Annotated in this window: 12 protein-coding genes and 1 pseudogene; 5 read left to right on the top strand and 8 right to left on the bottom strand. The window is 69.5% G+C overall.

All coding sequences use genetic code 11. From position 1 onward, the window contains the following. Positions 1 to 395: 395 nt before the first annotated feature. Positions 396 to 1,418, bottom strand: a pseudogene (locus ACWD5Q_RS11650) (cell division protein FtsK); the annotation flags it as partial. A gap of 90 nt (positions 1,419 to 1,508) precedes the next feature. Then, positions 1,509 to 1,850 carry an RRQRL motif-containing zinc-binding protein gene (locus ACWD5Q_RS11645; RefSeq protein WP_451426839.1) on the bottom strand — a complete coding sequence of 114 codons (342 nt, stop codon included), beginning with the start codon at positions 1,848 to 1,850 and terminating at the stop codon, positions 1,509 to 1,511. 262 nt (positions 1,851 to 2,112) lie between these two features. Between ACWD5Q_RS11645 and ACWD5Q_RS11640 the strand changes: the two genes are divergently transcribed. Next, complete coding sequence (locus ACWD5Q_RS11640; RefSeq protein WP_451426838.1) at positions 2,113 to 2,871, top strand: phytanoyl-CoA dioxygenase family protein; 759 nt, start codon at positions 2,113 to 2,115, stop codon at positions 2,869 to 2,871. 103 nt (positions 2,872 to 2,974) lie between these two features. Here ACWD5Q_RS11640 and ACWD5Q_RS11635 read toward each other — a convergent pair whose 3' ends face one another. The 5 genes from ACWD5Q_RS11635 to ACWD5Q_RS11615 all read right to left on the bottom strand — a co-directional run bounded on the left by ACWD5Q_RS11635 (position 2,975) and on the right by ACWD5Q_RS11615 (position 8,025). Next, complete coding sequence (locus ACWD5Q_RS11635) at positions 2,975 to 4,669, bottom strand: hypothetical protein (RefSeq protein ID WP_451426837.1); 1,695 nt, start codon at positions 4,667 to 4,669, stop codon at positions 2,975 to 2,977. A 303-nt stretch (positions 4,670 to 4,972) separates the two neighbouring features. Beyond that, positions 4,973 to 5,311, bottom strand: coding sequence for a helix-turn-helix domain-containing protein (locus tag ACWD5Q_RS11630; protein WP_451426836.1), 339 nt, complete (start codon positions 5,309 to 5,311; stop codon positions 4,973 to 4,975). A 3-nt stretch (positions 5,312 to 5,314) separates the two neighbouring features. Further along, positions 5,315 to 6,460: a tyrosine-type recombinase/integrase gene (locus ACWD5Q_RS11625; protein WP_451426835.1), complete on the bottom strand. Its 1,146-nt coding sequence runs from the start codon at positions 6,458 to 6,460 to the stop codon at positions 5,315 to 5,317. A gap of 239 nt (positions 6,461 to 6,699) precedes the next feature. Next, entirely contained in the window at positions 6,700 to 6,900 is a 201-nt protein-coding gene (locus tag ACWD5Q_RS11620) for a hypothetical protein (RefSeq protein WP_451426834.1), read from the bottom strand. A 447-nt stretch (positions 6,901 to 7,347) separates the two neighbouring features. Beyond that, positions 7,348 to 8,025, bottom strand: a complete 678-nt coding sequence (locus ACWD5Q_RS11615) for a TetR family transcriptional regulator (RefSeq protein WP_451426833.1) — start codon at positions 8,023 to 8,025, stop codon at positions 7,348 to 7,350. 113 nt (positions 8,026 to 8,138) lie between these two features. Between ACWD5Q_RS11615 and ACWD5Q_RS11610 the strand changes: the two genes are divergently transcribed. Then, on the top strand, positions 8,139 to 8,996 hold the full coding sequence (locus ACWD5Q_RS11610) for an SDR family oxidoreductase (RefSeq protein WP_451426832.1): 858 nt from the start codon (positions 8,139 to 8,141) through the stop codon (positions 8,994 to 8,996). Positions 8,997 to 9,329: 333 nt separating this feature from the next. On the opposite strand, the gene ACWD5Q_RS11605 is transcribed toward ACWD5Q_RS11610, so the two are convergent. Further along, positions 9,330 to 10,190 carry a DUF427 domain-containing protein gene (locus tag ACWD5Q_RS11605; RefSeq protein WP_451426831.1) on the bottom strand — a complete coding sequence of 287 codons (861 nt, stop codon included), beginning with the start codon at positions 10,188 to 10,190 and terminating at the stop codon, positions 9,330 to 9,332. A 456-nt stretch (positions 10,191 to 10,646) separates the two neighbouring features. Here ACWD5Q_RS11605 and ACWD5Q_RS11600 point away from each other — a divergent pair, with 456 nt between their 5' ends. From ACWD5Q_RS11600 to ACWD5Q_RS11590, 3 genes are all read left to right on the top strand, one after another. After that, complete coding sequence (locus ACWD5Q_RS11600) at positions 10,647 to 11,159, top strand: CGNR zinc finger domain-containing protein (RefSeq protein WP_451426830.1); 513 nt, start codon at positions 10,647 to 10,649, stop codon at positions 11,157 to 11,159. 247 nt (positions 11,160 to 11,406) lie between these two features. After that, positions 11,407 to 13,170: an MOSC domain-containing protein gene (locus tag ACWD5Q_RS11595; RefSeq protein WP_451426829.1), complete on the top strand. Its 1,764-nt coding sequence runs from the start codon at positions 11,407 to 11,409 to the stop codon at positions 13,168 to 13,170. Positions 13,171 to 13,786: 616 nt separating this feature from the next. Then, positions 13,787 to 17,842 carry an nSTAND1 domain-containing NTPase gene (locus ACWD5Q_RS11590; RefSeq protein ID WP_451426828.1) on the top strand — a complete coding sequence of 1,352 codons (4,056 nt, stop codon included), beginning with the start codon at positions 13,787 to 13,789 and terminating at the stop codon, positions 17,840 to 17,842. Positions 17,843 to 17,975 lie beyond the last annotated feature (133 nt).

The raw sequence follows: 17,975 nt of genomic DNA, 5'->3' as shown, positions 1-17,975 counted from the left end.
CGCGCGACGTAAGCGTCAGAAGCAAGCCAAGGCGTCTCGCCGACGAAACCGCTGAGTACAAGAGCCGGGGTCGACAACGTGCCCCCGTTCCGTCGTCATAACGGTCGGGGCAAGAACACCAGTCCCGCCCGGGCGCTATCCCTGGGAGCCATCTGGGAGCCGACCCGCTCTCTCGGCTCCTTCGAGACCACCCGAGACCACCGCACCCCAACGCCCTGACCAGGCAAAACAGCAAACCACCTGATGGCGATCCCGACCGAACCTCATTCGGGACGAAGAGGTCGTGGGTTCAAATCCCGCCACCCCGACGCTGGTCAGAGGCCACCTACTAGTCACTAGTAGGTGGCCTCTGTCGCGCCCGGGGGCCAAACGAAGTTGATCAGGCCACCGCGTCACAGCAAGAGGTGACCGGTGTGCTCATCGGGAACCGCCTCGGGCCACACACACCCGAGCGGGCGGCGCAGCCCGGAGGCGAGCCGGTCGCGGCGCTCAATGACGTCGGTCACAGTAACGCCGTAGGGGAGGTTGCCCTCCGCTCGCCAGCCGGGACCGTCGCGGGAGATCGGAGCGGTGAACTCGAACCCGTCGCGGCCCTTGGCCTGCGCCTGGTTGATGGCGGGAATGCCGAGCGCACCCAGCGCACGCAGCACGATGTCACTGGTGAGCTTGACCGCCTTGGGCAGTTCCACCGCGCGGTGGATGACCGGAGCATCCGCGCGGCGGCCGGCGAACCCGAGCGCCATCACGACCGCGCCCACCGACACCGCCTGAAGCCAGTCAGGGGCGAGTACGTACATGGCGAGCGCAGTGCCCAGTCCGACGAACATCGCGAGCACCGTCACGAGGGTGCGCAGCCGGACCCGTCCGTCGCGCTGCCGCGACAGCTTTAGGTACTCCGCCGCATCCTCGCGCCGGACCGCGGCGAGTCGGACCGTCTCGCCCTCGCGGTCGGCCACCCACCGTAGCGTGCTGCCCACGAACCTAGCGGCGCCGGTCGGCGCCTGAAGCGTGAGGCGGGCGGCGTAGACCGGGGCGCGCAGCGCGTGGTACCCGGCGGCGTGCGCGTAGTGACGGGCCACCCACGCCGTGGCCGTCCGCAGCTCCGCCACCGACCGCAACCACACGGGAACGACCGCCCGGCGCTGCGCACCGAGCAGCCGACCGAGGTAGCCCGGACCGGTCGCCGTCGGGCTCGGCTGGTCGACCATCATGCGGACGGTCGGATCGGCCGACTCGGTACCCGACCGACTCGCGCCAGAGTCGGTTGACGGGTCGGAGTTGGGTCGGGCGGTCGGGTCCGCCGACTCCGAGCGGGCCGACCGTGCCTTGTCGAGGTCGACCACCTGGCCCCCGGAGTCGGTGTTCATCTCGGCTTCGAGTCGGTTGAACAGTTCGTTCTCGTCGTCGGGGTGCTTCACTGAGGGTCCCTTCCAATGGGAGGAAAGGCGGGGTCCGGCCGTCGCTGTAGGAGGTGAGCGGACGGGCCCCGCCGGATCGTGCTAGGGAGGTCAGGCGGCGCGCTGTTCCTCGAGGTAAGCGCAGGGCACGCACATGCCGAGTGAGGTCGGGATGACGTATCCCGCGTCAGTGCGACACTTCGGGCATGTGCGGCGGGCGCACATCGCCTTGGCGAGCGCGGCCCGCTTGCCGGGCGTCATCGGCCGCACGGGCTTGGCGCGGTCGATGCGGTACAGGTAGGTGACCAGCGGGCCGCGCCGGTAGCGCGGGCGCAGCACCTGAGCCGCGATCGACTGACCGCCCGGACGTAAGCCGCGGGCGCGTAGTTGGCGGCGCGTGGCGAGCCCCTCGGGGGCATAGCGCCACGGATAGGTGGAAACCAGCGGGTTCACAGGATCTGTAGGCTGCCTTGACAGGAACGCGCTGGCAGAGGGTGGGTTTGGGAGTGAGGAGGCACGCGGGTTCGCCCGGGGCGAATTAGGCAGGGTGAGGTCTCGAATCGGTGGGGGAAGCCTCACGGACCGGCATGTCAGCCACCTTCGTGATCCTGATCCGCCTAGACGCCGGTGGGCTGGCATCGGGTCTCCGGCTGACGCGCGGCTGCCTGCAGAAATCCCTTCGCTGCCACAGGTGCTGTCGCTCTAAGGTGATCGAGTGCTGAGCGACAGTCAGATAAGCGAGTTCGCCGAGCGAGGCTTCGTCGTGGTTCCTCAGGTGGTGTCCGACGACCTTCTGGACCAGGCGGCCCGGCGGATCGACGAGGTCATTGCGGCCGACCCACCCGCTGCCGACAAGCAAGGCAGTCACTTCTACTTCCTTCGGACCGAAGACGAGCCCGCGTTGATGGCGCCTTTGACCGACAGCTCTGCCTTCGGTCTCGCCGAGGAACTGGCCGGGGCCGGCACACTGGAGGTGCCTTGGCAGGTCCAGGTAGCGCTGAATATCCCGCCGTACTCACACCGTCCTGGCCTTCCGCACATTGATGCCGGCAACCCGGAACCGACCGGTGAGCCAGTGCGCGGCACCTTCACGCTCCTGGCCGGCGTCCTGATGTCTGATCAGCTCACGGAGAACTCCGGCAACCTCTGGGTCTGGCCAGGCACGCATCTCACACACGCCGCATATTTCCGCGATCACGGCCCGCAGATGTTCTGTGCCTACCCACCGATTGCTCTGCCCGAGCCCGAGCAGATCAGGGGACGGGCGGGGGACCTGCTGCTCGCGCACTACCTTCTCGGCCACAACATCGGCGGCAACTACCAATCTGAGCAGACACGACGTGCGCTGTACTTCCGGGTCAGCGCTCTGGGCCATGCCTCCCATCGAAACGAGTTCCTCCAAGACCCGTGGCTCGACTACGAGCCCATCAGGCGCCAGTCATCGGCACCTCCTGCTCGACCTGCATCTGGTTGACCACCAGAAGTTGGGTGACCTGACCCAACTGACCACTCCAGCCCAAACGAGGCCGCCCCGCCACTCGTGGTCGGTGGACGTCTCGCCATAGGAAACAACGTTCTTAAGCCTGGGTGGGGTCGATGGTGAAGTACTCGGGGTGGGCGGCGCGGACGTAGTGGATCGCGGTGTGAGAGGTGATGCCGAACAAGCGCATCAGCCGGACCGGGTCCGCGGTCTCTCGTGCCTCGTCGAGGAACCGGTCCTGCCGGAGCTGGGTGGCGTTGATCCCGATACGGTCGTGCATCGCTTGGAAGTTGGAGATGCCGACCGTCGGCCGGTCGACGTGCATGGCGGTTATGGGGCTGACGATCAGATGGGGGTTGCTGCTCAACGGCCAGCGGCGGTGACGTTCGACCAGCCAGTCCTTGACGAGATGCAGGGCGAACTCGTCCAGGCATACCTGGTGGTCGAGCCGGTGCGGCCTGCGGATCTGTAGGCGTCCTGTGGATCGGTCGAGATCGTCCAGCCTGATCTCGGCGACTTGCTTGGGACGGATGGCATAGACAGCGATCAGGACGAGGGCGAGTTTGTCCTTGGTGCCCGGGACCTGTTCCAGGAGCCCCCTGAGTCGGTCCGACGGGATGGCCCGGGGAACCCTGACGGGAGCCGTGAGGTGCACGTTTCTGGCTGGGTCGCGGAAGATCCGGCGCTCGCGCCGCAAAGCCCTGAAGAGCGACCGCAGCCCGGTGAAGTACGAGTAGTTGACGGCGGCCGTCTTCACCTCTTCCTCGGTGACTTCGTTGAGTGAGGTGAGCTGGTCCCAGGTATCCAGGACGGCCGCGACGTGGAGCATGTAGCCGCGGATCGTGTTCCAGGGCATGGCCGGCGAGGGCCGTTTGCCGTTGCCTCGAAGCACGGCGACCCAGGCGCGGAGGTCTGCCTGGAACTGCGTCGGAGCCTGTGCCATCCAACGACGGACGGATGCCTCGTCGGCGCCCATCGTCTCGGAGTCCGCGACCAGCAGACCCTTGGTCTGCAGGAAGCCGGCGACGCGGACGGCGTTGTAGTACGGGGTCATGCCGCCGACGCCGTAGACATCGCGTTCCAGGATCGGCGCGCGGGTGCCAAGCCAGCCCAGCAGCACCCGCAGGGTGCGAAGGCTCTTCTTGCGGGTCGCATCCGTCCACGACTGTGTCCGTGCGAGCTGGTCGAGTTCGTCGACGACCTCCTGCGCCTCGCGGCTGATCTTCAGCAGTCCGGGGTCTCGGATCGCTTTCCAGTTGCGTTCCGGAGCCGGGAAGAGTTCGAGCTGGGCCGGGTCGATCAGGTGCTCGGACCAGAAGCGGCGGGCTGCTCTGGCCTGGCGGGCCTGGTGCCGTCGTGCGTTGTTGAGGTCGCGGCCGGTCTTGTTCGCGTAGATGTCGATCCCGCCGCCGAACCAGAGCTGGTCGGGGGTAGGGGCGCTGGCCAGAGTCTGCTCCAGCTCGACGACGCGGCAGCGTCGACAGCGTCCCAGGGACAGCGGAAGGACCCGGCGGCAGCGGCGGCACTTGCCGGTGTCGTTGAAACGCCGCCAGTTCTTGCAGGCGGAGCACAACTTCGACGCGGTGCCGGACCAGGACAGGCAGTGCTCGCAGCTGACGGCGGCAGGCTGGGGATGCAATGCCAGATGCCACCGATTCGGGCGGCGCCGCAGCAGTCCCGTGCGACGCAGCAGCTCCACCATCGGGCCGCGCAGTTCCGGCAGCTGGACGATGTCCTGCTCACGCACCAGACGCTGATCGGCGTCCCGGCCGGCGAGTGCGAGGCGGGCCATGTGAAGGGCAAGGCGTTTCCATGCCTCGCCCAGATTCCGCTCGGCGGCCATCTGGTCGACCGCCGCGGTGATTGCCGGCAGCTCTGTGAAAGGACGGTCCGCGATCCGGTGGGCGTGGTCTGTCGTCAGTGTCCGTGGCAATGGCGGCCAGGACAGCTGACCGGAAACCTGCGGGGGACAGACCCTGTGGTCATCGCGAACCGGGTCCGCTTTCGGCCCCGGCGCCCACGGGCGCCACTGAGGAACTGGCAGCTCCGGGCCAAAGCGGAAGACCAGTTGGCGCCAGTGCATCTCGTTTGGACCTCAGTTGGGCGGCAGGCCCCGCAGTCCACGGCCGTTGCCCGGGACTGGCCGGACGGCACCGCCGTGATCACGCCGAGTGCCGACCGCCCGGCGTTCGTCCTGCTCACGGGGGGCCAGATACGACTCCGGTTCGGCCTGCATGAGGTCAGCAACGGTGCAGTCGAGCGCCGCGCAGATCTTGTCCAGGTCCTCCAGCCGGACCGTGACCGGCTTGCCGCTCCACAACGCCGCGACCTTGCTCAGTGACGGCGTGAACCCCACCTCGGCCAGGACGCTCTGCAGCTGCGTCGGCCGCCAGATGTCACGCTGCGCGGCGACCATCCGCAGATTCCACTTCATCGTTCATGCCTCCATGCTCAGGCGGCGGACCGCGCGCCGTGCGGACTGCAGGCTGGCCAGCTCCGGGTCCGCCTGGACGGTCGACAGATAGCCGACCGTGGTACTGGCCCAGATATGGCCAAGGACCTTCTGGACGTCCCACAGCGCCATGCCGCTCTCGTAGAGATGCGTCGCCCGCGCGTGCCGCAGCAGGTGGGGAAACAAGCAGGTCACCGGCCCGGGAAGATACAGACTGCCAGCAGTCTTGAGCGCTTTGCGGAACGCGTCGGGCTGCACTGCTGTGGCCACGGCGATGTCCAGAGCAGCCACTGCCCGGGGACGCCGCTCGGAGGGGAACAGCGGTGCGGCCGGGTCGGAGGCGTCGTCGGTGAACGATCCACGGACCTCCTCGATGTACCACCACAGCAGTTCGCGTCCCTCCTCGAACAGGTAAGCCTGCCGCTCCCGCTTGCCCGAGCCACCGGCCCCCTTGCCCTGGACCACGAACCTGCCCCACTGGCCCAGCTCCCAATGGATGTCTCCGAGACGGACCGCGCACAGCTCGCTCGCACGGACCCCGGAGATGTAGGCGATCTTTGCCATCACGTAGTCGCGTACGGCCACCTGGTACTTGCGGGCAGAGGGCAGGGATGCCCGCCACTGCGCGAAGCACTCCATCAGCGCTCGCTGCGAAGGGGGGATTCGCAAGCCGAAGTCCCCCCGGTGCACCGGCCTGTTGAACGTGTCGACCGGTGATTCAACAGTCCCCCCGAACCGCCGGGCGATCTCCCCGGCATAACGCTGTTCCAGAAACGCGAAGTAGCTGTCGATCTTCGTCAGCTTGCTCCGCACGGTCGAGCGCGCCCGGCGCCCCTGACCAGCGTAGAAGCGGTCCACATGCCGCGGTGTGAGCCGCCACGGCACCAGGTCGTAGAAGGAGCACAGCTCCAATACCGGGCGGACCAGCTTCTCCAGCGTCGTGGGGGCAAGCCCGGCGACGTCCCGGGCCCACAGATACTCCGACACGGTCTCCAGGTAGAAGCCCTGCTCATCGACGGCATGGGTCTGTGCGGCAGCCCGCCGCTGAAGCACCTGGACATCGGCCAGGCCGCTGTCTTCAGGCTCGTCGGCGCCGCGCGCATCGCCGTCGTCTGGCTGACTGGTGAGCAACGTCAGACGGCGGTGGCTTCCTGAATCCCGCATAGTCTCGAAGTTACTGGCCGAACTCCCGGAATCCGCCAGTAACTTGGAGAAGCTGACACAGACGAGTGACAAGCATGGAGAAGGCCCTCACCTGCTCACTTGCGGTGTTGCTCGTACCGAGGGCCTCGAGGAACCCGCGTGAACTCCAATTGGGATGCCGTGCTGGCTACTGGAGGGGTCGTAGCACTTGCCGAATGCCGCGGGCATCAGGCGGCCTCAGCCTCGGGCTCCTTGCCCTCCGACGCGTCCACGGAGTGCAGCGGGCGGCCGTCGGCGCGCTCGCCCTTCAGCGTGTCGCGCAGCGTGCGCGCGTTGGCCTGCGAGACGTGCACCGCCGTGCGGATGCGTTCTGCGGTCAACTCCGCGTCCGGCCACTCGGCGGTGGCCGCGCGCGCCTCGGTCAGCAACTCCTCGAAGGTGCGCTGTGCTTGGCCTTGCCCTTGGCGGAGGCCCGGCGGCGCGGGCGCGGCTTGGTGTCGACCGGCGGCGCCGGCGACGTCTCCACCGGGGACGGTACGGGCATCTCCTCCTCGGTGGCAGGGGCGGTCCGGGCCAGAAAGAAGAACCGTGCTTGTCAAGACAGTGTGCGGAGGCTGGCTCCAGCGGCTCAAAAGTGATGGTGGGATTGGGTGCGCACAGACACGCTCTGCCCTCGGGGATTTCGTTCCGCCGGTGGCCCGAGGCGCGCAAGCGTGCAGGGTGCCGCGCAATCAACCGCTGCTGTCGGAGTAAAGCTGCTCACCGAGACAGCCCGCCGAGCATCCCCTTCCTGCCACAACACCGGCGCCGCACCACAAGCGCACCAGTTCGACGCGCGTACCGACGAGAGCCGGTGCACGCGGGCGCACGGGAGGTCAGTCGACCTGTTCCGACTCGCTCTTCGAGGTCGCCGAGGCACCGGCCAGGAGCAGTGTCACCAACCGTGTGAGCCGAGGCGTGAACTCCGAGGCCACGTGGGCGAGGAGTGGGTCCTCGGCATAAAGGCGGGTCAGAGTCTCCGGCGGGTTCGAGGTCTGCCACTGCTGTCCTGCCATTGCGGTCGTACCGGCGATCACGTCGACCGCCTGCCCCCGGGTCATCCACGGCAGCGCGGTGGTCAGGGCCTGGGTGATGCGGTCGACGGCGTCGAGGGTCGTGACCTTGAAGTCGCGGACCTGTTCTTGCGTCACCCCGCGTTCGAGGTTGAGCTGTGCGTGCGCGAGCAGATCGCAGAACAGGGGGCGGTCGGTGAGTGTGGTGGCGAGTGCCGCCGCGACCTCGCGCGGGTCCGCAGGTGCCTGCAGTGACGCGTCGACGGCGGTGGCCCAGTCCTGCCAGCCGTCCGCGGTCAGCATGAGGAAGACCGCTTCGCGCGATGCGAAGTAGCGCAGCACGGCCGATTTGTGGACGCCTGCTTCGGCGGCGATGTCGGTGAGTGTGACCGGTCGTACGCCGTCGCGCCGCCCGAGGGTGGCGGCGGCGTCAAGGATGTCCCGTCTGCGTTGCTCCTTGTGCTCGGGCCGACGGGCGCGCTGGAACGGCGAAGTCGTCATGAAGACAGCTTAACGCAACAAGGGTGCGTTACCGTTGCAGATTTAATGCAACCATGTTTCACTAACTCGCGGGGGCCACGGGGGACCATTCACCTCACGAAGAGAGCTTTCCGATGTCTGTACAGACCATCGTCATCACCGGCACCGCCAGCGGCTTCGGGTACCTGGGCGTGCGCCGCTTCGCCGAAGCCGGGTGGAACGTCGTCGCCACCGTCCGCAAGGAAGCCGACCTTGACGCGCATGCCGGCCTGGACAACGTCAGGACGCTGCTGCTCGACGTCAACGACGAGGACGCCGACCTGGCCTTCGGCGACCTCGCGCTGTCCCAGTTCGGCCGCCTCGACGCCCTGATCAACAACGCCGGCTACTTCCAGTCCGGCCCACTGGAAGCCTCGACGATGGACCAGGTCCACCGTCAGTTCCAGACCAACGTCTTCGGCCTGATCGCGCTGAACAAGGCGGTCATCCCGATCTTCCGCAAGCAACGTTCGGGCGTCGTCGTCAACGTCAGCTCGATCAGCGCCGACGCCGGATTCCCGTACACCTCGGTGTACGAGGCGTCCAAGGCGGCCGTCGCCGCACTCAGTGAGGGCCTGCACGCGGAACTGGCCGAGTTCGGCGTCGCGGTCAAGGCGCTGCATCCCGGCAGCATGGAGACCAAGATCTTCGGCAAGGCGGACCGTGCCGAGAACGTCCCGGAGGACTACCTCGCCTCCTGGGACACTTTCGCCTCGCTCAACCTCGTCCGCTCCGACCCGGCGCTCACCGCCGACGTGATGTTCCGGATGATCACCGACGGGAACACCAAGAAGGTCCACTACTACAGCGGCCCCGACGGCGAGGCGATCCCGCGGGTCAAGCAGCTCCTCGGCCAGGACTGGTACCTGGAAGAGCTCAGCGCGCGCAACCGCGGCGCGGCCACGGCCCTGTGGGACGCACTGATGCCCACCCCCGACAGCATGACCCGGTAAAGGCAATCGGGCCTCACCGAGGGTGTTTCCGTGCGGCCCGATCGACACCTGCCGGGTCGCCGGGGTGGCCGGCGGAACCGGTCCGGGGGCGTCCACCGGCGCAGAGGGAGTCCGGCAGCAGCCAGGGTGCCGTGGGATCCGCTCCGCGACATCGCCCACCGGCTCGGCTTGAGAGGTTGCTCTGCTCAGGCCGAGCCGGTGACTCCCCCTCCAACGAGCACCGCGTAGGGCGGCTGCGCGGAGACCACCGTGCCCGCCGGGCTGCCCCGGCGTCATCCGGATCGGCTCGCGGCGCGTGGCGTGGGCGCGGGCCGGTGGGCCGGTTCGTCGGGGTCAGTGGGGCTTGGGCTCGTCGACGTCGAGATCGCGGTCGGCGCCATGGGGGATGACGTTCTGTCCGGGTTCCAGGTGCAGGCGCTTGCCGTCGAGGGAGACCTCGACCTCGTCCGGTTCGAAGGACACCAGGCCGTTGATCCGGTCGACTTCCCGGTAGGCGTTGCGGTACGACCAGGCGGCGCGGTGCGCGTCGCCGATGTCGTAGTAGTCGCACAGGCCCTTGTAGGGGCAGAAGGTCTGGCCCTCGACGGGGCGCAGCCTTCTCTCGTCGATGTCGGCGCGCAGGACGTACCAGCGCGGGGCGAATCCGGACTCGAAGAGCACGACGGGGTGTTCGGAGCGGGCGATCACGGTGTCGTCGAGGCGGACTTCCAGGGTGCGGGAGGTGTCGCGGATGTCGATGCGGTGGTAGGGGTCCGCGGCGTGCCCGAGGATGCGCTCGTCTTCTTCGTAGAAGGCGTCCATCGCGCGCCAGGCGAAGGCGATACGGTCCTGGAGTCCGGCGGCGTGCCCGGGGAGCGCGGTGAATTCCCAGGCGGCACGTTCGGTGGTGCGGTCACCGGCCCGCACCGCGTACCAGGCGGTGTCACCGAGGTCCTTGTGCTGGGTGACCTTCCCGGACGCGAGCAGGGCCTGCGCGTCCACGTCCTCGCGGGGGAAGTAGGCGACGGGGTAGCGGCCCGGCTCGTGCAGCACGATGACGTTCTCGCTGTCGGCGATCCAGGTGCCGTTGAACTTCACGCGCAGGCGACGGCGCAACGGCTCGGCGAACAGGAGGCGTTCGGGCAGGGGCTCGGGGGTGAGGAAGTGTCCGATCGCGCCGGGGGAGAGGGGGCCTTGCTGCCAGGACAGTCCCATGGCGGGCTCCTTCCGGGTGCGGGGTTGGCGGGTGGCCGTACCCCGGGATGGGGGGTGGTGGTCATCGACGGTCGGGGCGTGCCCCGGGCGTCGAGCGCCTGCGTCGCGAGGCGACCCCCTGTACGTCAGGCGAGGAGGAGAGGACTTCGAGGTCGTTGACGGTGGCGGTGCGGTGGTGAACTGCGGAAACCATCTCCCTAACCCCTTCGGTCAGTTTCACTGGTTACTCATTCGGTCGCGCACGATGGGTCTGATCCGTCAATGTGCTTGTGATGGTGAGATCGTCAGATCGCGGTTGTGGCGGCTGCGAGCGGGCGCCGGCCGGCCCGCCCAGGCCGCAGCACATCGGCATGTTTCAAGCCTCCACCCAGGAACGGTCGGCAGCCAGCGCGGCCGGCCGTCCCGGAGAGGGACTCGGGCACCCTGTCAAGCGAGCCAATGCGGTCAGGAGGCGTGGTGACGACCGACCGGGAACAGCAGGACGCGCTGCTCGAGCTGCTCAACAGCACGCCGGTGGTCAAGGGGGTCGTCCAGGACCGACTGGCAGATCCCGACGCGGCCAGGTTCTGGCAGCGGACCCACGGCGGCAGCGGTACGGCCGGGGAGCACCGACATCTGCTTCAGGCGCGCGATGCCCTGCAGGGCGTGGTGCGCGGCAGCCGGCCCGCCACGTCGCTGACCCCGCTTCTGGAGGGGGTCGTCTCCCGTCCGCGCCTCCTGCCCGCCGTGTCGTGGGAGCTGGACGCCCCTGCGGAGCGCCGGACGGCGGTGGACGCGGTCATGGCGTGGAGCGCGCTGGAGGAGACGATGCCCGGCCGGCTACGGCCGTGCGCCAACCCGGAGTGCCGGCTGTTCCTCATCGATCGCAGCAAGACCAACGAGGCCCGCTGGTGCTCGATGGCCGTCTGCGGCAACCGTATGAAGGCAAGGCGTCACTATCAGCGCACCCGCGACACCGCAGCCGAGTGACGTCTTCGGTCTGTTCGCTCGGGGAATCCCAGCGCGTGCACCCCATGCTGTGTGATCACGGAATCGCGGACGCACTGGCATAGGAATTACTATCGGCCTGAGCGTACAGATCACAGATCACAGATCACAGATCACAGATCACAGATCACGACTCACGACTCACGACTCAGAGCCACAGATCACGGCTCACAGCTCACAGCGCCCTGAGGGGCTTGCCTCTGGCCGGCCACCCCGCAGGAGGTCCGCAATGGCGATGCTGCTGTCCGTCAACGTAGGAATGCCCAAGGACGTCTCCTGGCAGGGCAGAACCGTCCGCACCGGGGCCTGGAAATCCCCCGTGCAGGGCCCCCGGATGGTGCGGCGGCTGAACATCGAGGGAGACGGTCAGGGTGATCTGGCCGGGCACGGCGGCGAAATTCGCGCCGTCCTCGTTTACCAAATCCAGTCCTACCAGTACTGGCAGAAGCAACTCGGCCGCGACGACCTGACTTTCGGTGTCTTCGGCGAGAACTTCACCGTCGACGGTCTGCCCGACACCGAGGTGTGCATCGGCGACCGGTACCGCATCGGTGAGGCCGAATTCGAAGTCACCCAGCCGCGCGTCACCTGTTACCGCGTCGGCCTGCGCCTGGGTGAACCCACCATGGCCGCCCTGCTGGTCGCCCACCACCGCCCCGGCTTCTACCTGCGCGTCCTCACCGAGGGGCGTGTCCAGGCCGGTGACGAGATCACCCTGACCCGCAAGGGGCCCGAAGAACTCAGCGTCGCCGACACCGACGCGCTGCTCTACCTCCCCGGCCGTGACCCGGCGAAGCTGCGCAGAGCTCTGAACATCCCCGCCCTCAGCCCTGGATGGCAGCAGTCCTTCCGTGAACTCGCCGCCGCCCAGCAGCCCCGGCAGGAACCGGGATGGCCGAGCGAACGCACCGGCACCCAGCAGCCCAGAGACGAGCCGGGATGGCCGGGCTTCAGGACCTTGCGCGTCGCCCGCATCGTCCCCGAGACCCCAACCGTCTCGTCGGTCTACCTCGACACCACCGACGGCACGCCCCTGCCCGAGGCCCGCGCCGGCCAGTACCTCTCCCTCCGCCTCGCCATCGGCGAAGGGGCCCCCGCGGTCCGCAGTTACTCCCTGTCCTCCGCGCCCAGCGCCGGCACCTACCGCATCAGCGTCAAACACGAGCCCCACGGCAAGGTCAGCAGCTACATCCACGCCACGCTCCGCCCCGGGGACCCCGTGGACATCGCCAGCCCACGCGGGACGTTCGTGCTCGACGAGGGCAGCCGCCCGGTCGTCCTCGTCTCCGCCGGGATCGGCGCCACCCCCGTGCTCGCCATGCTCCACCAACTCGCCGCCGTACGGGACACACGCCCCGTCTGGTGGATCCACACCGCCCACGACCGCGCCCACCACGCCTTCGCGGACGAGGTCCGGGCGCTCCTGGCGCAACTCCCCCACGCCCACGAGCACATCTACTACACCGCCGAAGCCGCCCGGCGTCCCGACGAGCCCCACGTCACCCAGGGCCGTCCGACCGCCCCCACGCTCGCGGCCATGGGCATTCCCACCGGCGCCGACGCCTACCTCTGCGGACCACCCGCCTTCATGGAGGACCTCGGCGGCTATCTGCGCGATCACGGCCTGCGCCCCGAGCGGATCCACACGGAGCGGTTCAGCGCCCTCCCCGCCATCAATCCCGGCGTATCGCCCACTGCCGCGGTCCGGCCCCACCAGCCGCCCGGCCCACCGGGCACCGGCCCCCTCATCACCTTCGCCCGCAGCGGCATCACCACCCCCTGGTCACCCGCTCACGCGTCCCTCCTCGACCTCGCCGAGGCCTGCGACATCCCGACCCGCTGGTCCTGCCGCACCGGTGTCTGCCACACCTGCATCACCCACCTCGTGTCGGGTGACATCACCTACACCACCCCGCCCCTCGAACTCCCCGAAGCCGGCACCGTCCTCGTCTGTTGCAGCGAGCCGGCCACCGAAGTCGTTCTCGACCTCTAGCTCCTGCTCCCGCTCCCGCTCCCGTCAGCCGGCCACCACATCGCCGACAACGGTACAAACCGGCCATTACATCGGCCTGCAACGGCACAGACCGACCCGTATCCGTCGAAAAGCGCTTGCCGCTCAAGAAAGTGATGGGCTGACGTCGGAGCAGTGGGCGAAGCTGGACAGAGCGGGCGGAGTCGTTCCGCGCTGAGCCGCTCAGTCGTCCGGGACGGGCCCATGCGCACCGCGGCGCTCGGTACCGGTCCCTCCCCTCGCGGGGACCGGTACCGAACGGCACGGATCGGCAAAAGGCCAAAGCCGTGGTCGACGCGACAGCGCTGCCCGGAAGCAATTCCGGCTCCACGGATCGCTCCGGCTTCCGCGGCGAGACCGCCACCACCCGCCCCATCACTGCGGCGGAGGCGACCAGAACGTGCGCCGTGCGGTGTCTTTCGAACGCTGAGCCGATGGCTCGTCCGGACGATGCGCGTTGCCGCGCTGTGGGTCATGATCCTGCCAGCCGGTTGGTCCCCCCGAGGAGGCTCCGGTGTCAAACCGGCGGCTTCACCGCAGGTCAGCCGTATAGAGTGAGTTTTCCGGTCCGGATGTCCAGCTGCGGGGGAAGTGGGGAGTGGAGGCCTTGAGTTCCGACTCAGGGGCACGCGCAGCCTTCGCAGAGCGCCTTGCGCTGTTGTACAAGGAGGCCGGCAACCCTCCGCTCAAACGCGTGGCCGAGGCGGTCGACCGACTGCAGCGGGTCGACGAACGGGGGCGGCCCGTACGGGTGTCGGCGCAGCGGATCAGCGACTGGCGACGGGCCAAGAACGTGCCCGCCCAGTTTCCCGCGCTCGCGGCGGTGCTGCACGTCCTGATACCCCAGGCGCGGCGCTCGCGGCCCGCTCCGGTGGCCAAGGGGCTGTACGACGTGGCCCAGTGGCAGCGTCTGTGGGAGCGGGCGGTGGCCGATCCGGCCGGCGAAGGCCCCGAGACGGCCCCCGACGGGGAGGATCGGCCTCCGGTCGAGGCTCCGGCCGTCGCCGGTGTGTGCCCGTACCGGGGTCTGGCCGCGTACCGGCGGCAGGACGCCGGGTGGTTCTTCGGCCGGGAGCGGTACACGAAGGCACTCGTCGCCCAGCTCGGCGCGGCGGAGGAGACGGGCGGGCTGGTCATGCTCGTGGGCGCCTCCGGGGCAGGAAAATCGTCGCTGCTGAACGCCGGTCTGGTGCCCGCGTTGCAGAACGGTGCGCTGGGCGACGAGAGCGGCCGGGCACGGGAGGTACTGCGCCTCGTGCCCGGAAGCGATCCCCTCGGGGAACTGGTCCGGCGGGTTCCCGAACTCGCGCCCGTGGTCTCCGCCGCGAAGCACGCCGTTTCGCCGGACACCGTTCCCCGGGACGCCGTGACGCGAGAATTCCCCAAGGAGCCCGGCAGCGCGCGCTTCGCGCACGCGGTGCGGGAGGCCGTCGCCGCCTGGACGCACCGCGAGGCGCCCTCGGCCGCGCGTCCGGTCATCGTCGTGGACCAGTTCGAGGAGGCGTTCACCCTCTGCCCCGACGAGGCGGACAGGAGCACCTTCATCCAGCTCCTCCATGCCGCCTGCTCACCGGCCGGCCCCGGCGAGCGGGCCCCGGTGCTGGTACTCCTCGGCATGCGGGCCGACTTCTACGAGCAGTGTCTCGGCTACCCCGAACTGGCCGACGCGCTGCAACACCGGCACATGGTGCTCGGGCCGCTGACCACCGCGGAGTTGCGCGCTGCGGTGACGGGTCCGGCCAAGGCCGTAGGGCTCGAGCTGGAGCCGGGGCTGGCGGAGCTGATCGTCCGTGAGGTGGGCGCCGACGGCCCGCGCGGGGCCCATGACGCGGGTGTACTTCCGCTTTTGTCCCACGCCCTGCTCGCCACCTGGCAGCGCCGGAAGGCGGGACGGCTGACGCTGGCCGGTTTCCGCGCGGCCGGCGGGATCCACGGAGCGGTGGCGGCGACCGCCGAGCAGGCCTGGTCCGGCCTCGACCCGGCGGCGCGCACGGCCGCGCGGCTGCTGCTGCTGAGGCTGGTCCGGCTCGGCGAGGACACCCAGGCCACCCGTCGCCGGGGAACACGGCGCCAGTTGGCGCAGGAGTCGGCGGACCCCGGCAAGACGGAGGAGTCCCTCGAAGCGCTGGTACGCGCCCGGCTGGTGACACTCGACGCGGACACCGTGGAGATCACCCATGAGGCGCTGCTCCACGCCTGGCCCCGGCTGCGCGGCTGGATCGACGAGGACAGGAACGGCAACCTGCTGCGCCAGCGGCTGGAGGAGGACGGCAGGGCCTGGGAGGCCTCGGACCGGGACAGTTCGCTGCTCTACCGCGGCTCCCGTCTGGAACAGGCCCGCGGCTGGGCGCGGTCCGCCGGGGACACCTCTTTGACCCGCAGCACCGTGCAGTTCCTGGCCGCCTCGGTCAGGCTGCGCAAGCGTACGCTCCTGATCAGCCGCGCTGCCGTGGTGGCGCTGGTCGTGCTCGTGGTGCTCGCGGCCGGTTCCGCGGTGGTCGCGTGGCAGCAGCGGGACGACGCCGTGTTCGAACAGGTGCTCGCGGAGGCGGACCGGGTCCAGCGCACGGATCCGTCGCTGTCCGCCCAGCTCGACCTGGTGGCGCACACCTTGCGGCCGGGCGACAAGGGGACGTACAGCAGGCTGATCTCGGTCGTGAACGCGCCCCTGGCCACCCCCCTGCTCGGCCACCGCGGCGCCGTCTACCTCACCTCGTTCAGCCCCGACGGCACGACCCTGGCCACGGCCGGCTACGACCGGACCGTCCGCCTGTGGAACGTGGCCGACCGCAGCCGCCCCAAGCCGCTCGGCAAGCCTCTCACCGGTCATACGAGCTGGGTGAGCAGTGCCGTCTTCAGCCCGGACGGACACACCCTCGCCAGCGCCGGGGACGACGGCACGATCCGGTTGTGGGACGTGACCGACCCCGCCCGTCCCACCCCTCTCGGGGGGCCCCTGACGGGCCATGAGGGCACGATCTACCTGGTCGCCTTCAGCCCCGACGGACGCACGCTGGCCTCCGCCGGCGAGGACCGCATCGTACGCCTGTGGAACGTGGCCGACCCGCGCCGGCCGCAGTCGCTCGGCGCGCTGGGCGGCCATACGGCAGCGGTGCGCTGTGTGGCGTTCAGCCCCGACGGGCGCACGCTCGCGGCAGGAGGCGACGACGACACGATCCGGCTGTGGAACACGGCCGATCCGCGCCACCCCGAGCCGCTGCCGAGGGTGCTCAGGGGCCATACGGACCTGGTGCACTCGGTGGCCTTCAGCCCCGACGGGCGCACGCTCGCCAGCGGCAGCGCCGACGACACCATCCGGCTGTGGGACGTCTCCGACCCGAAGCGCGCGGCACCGATCGGCTCGCCGCTCACCGGCCACACGGGTGCCATCTGGTCCGTGGCCTTCAGCCCCGACGGGGAGCGGCTCGCCGCGGCCAGCGCGGACAGCTCGGCGAGCCTGTGGAACGTCAGCGATCCGCACCTGCCCTCCCAGGTCGGCGAGCCGCTCGCGGGCGGCAGCGGCGAGATGTACGCCCTGGGGTTCAGTCCGGACGGCCGTACTCTGGCCACCGGCAGCGGTGACAGCAGGGTCCGTCTGTGGTCGGTCCCGACGTCGGACATGACAGGCCGCAACGGGGTGTTCCGCCCGGACGGCAAGCTGCTCGCCACGGTCGCGAGCGACGGCAGGGTCCGGCTGTGGAACGTGGCGGCTCCCGGTCGGCCGAGGCTCATGGGCCGGCCCTTCATGCCCGCCGACGGCGGCCAGCGTTCGCTGGTGTTCTCCCCCGACGGCCGCACGCTCGTGGTGCTGACCGACAAGGAGTCGGTGCACCTGTGGAACGTCACCGATCCGGCCCACCCGGTCCTCACCGGGCCGCGCCTCGCCCTGCAGACCCGCTTCATGGGCTCCTACGCCCTGGCGTACAGCCCCGACGGACGGATCCTGGCCACCGCCTACGACCAACGCACCATCCAGCTGTGGAACGTCAGCGACCCCTCCCGTGCCGTCGCGCTCGGCAAGCCGCTCACCGGCCACCGGGGCTTCATCAACGCCCTCGCCTTCAGCCCGGACGGGCGCACGCTCGCCAGCGGCAGCGCGGACAGCACCATTTGGCTGTGGGACGTGACCGACCCCGCCCGGGTGGCCCCGCTCCGCTCCCCGCTCACGGAGCACTCCGGGCCCGTCAACGCGCTCGCCTACAGCCCCGACGGCCATACGCTGGCCAGCGGCAGCGACGACGACACCGTACGGCTCTGGAACGTCACCGAGCCCCGCGCGGCGACCGAGCTGGGCCCCCCGCTCATCGGCCACACCGAGGCGGTCACGTCGCTGACGTTCAGCAGGTCCGGCCAGACCCTGGCCAGCGGCGGCAACGACAACACGGTCCGGCTCTGGGACGTCGCCCGGCCGTCGTCGGCCACCCCCATCGGCCAGTCGATGAGCCCCTACGCCAAGACGGGCAACTTCCTGTCCTTCAGCCCCAACAGCCAGGTGCTCGGGGTGTCGAGCGGCGCGGACACGGTCCGCCTGTGGCGCCTGGACGCCGACGAGGCCATCCGGCACATCTGCTCGGTCACCCGGGGCGTGCTGACCCCGCAGCGGTGGCACGAGTACCTGCCCCGGCTCTCGTACGACCCGCCGTGCGGGCGATGAGGGAGCCGGGGCGGACGACGGCGGATTCCACGTGATCCCGCTCACAACTCCCCGCTACGGCCGAGTAGTCGACTCCCGCCGCGCGAGCGACGTTGTTACGCTGGACCACAGCCCGATCGCTGGCGCATCCCCC

This window comes from Streptomyces sp. NPDC002513 (assembly GCF_053595355.1).
The sequence above is the reverse complement of the archived record's forward strand: the minus strand, read 5'-3'. Positions and strand labels throughout refer to the sequence as shown.

Bases quoted from the DNA above. Each gene is read 5' to 3' on its own strand.
- ACWD5Q_RS11635 (WP_451426837.1), bottom strand. From the start codon at position 4,669: ATGGCCCGCCTCGCACTCGCCGGCCGGGACGCCGATCAGCGTCTGGTG.
- ACWD5Q_RS11630 (WP_451426836.1), bottom strand. From the start codon at position 5,311: ATGAAGTGGAATCTGCGGATGGTCGCCGCGCAGCGTGACATCTGGCGG.
- ACWD5Q_RS11615 (WP_451426833.1), bottom strand. From the start codon at position 8,025: ATGACGACTTCGCCGTTCCAGCGCGCCCGTCGGCCCGAGCACAAGGAG.
- ACWD5Q_RS11610 (WP_451426832.1), top strand. From the start codon at position 8,139: ATGTCTGTACAGACCATCGTCATCACCGGCACCGCCAGCGGCTTCGGG.
- ACWD5Q_RS11605 (WP_451426831.1), bottom strand. From the start codon at position 10,190: ATGGGACTGTCCTGGCAGCAAGGCCCCCTCTCCCCCGGCGCGATCGGA.
- ACWD5Q_RS11595 (WP_451426829.1), top strand. From the start codon at position 11,407: ATGGCGATGCTGCTGTCCGTCAACGTAGGAATGCCCAAGGACGTCTCC.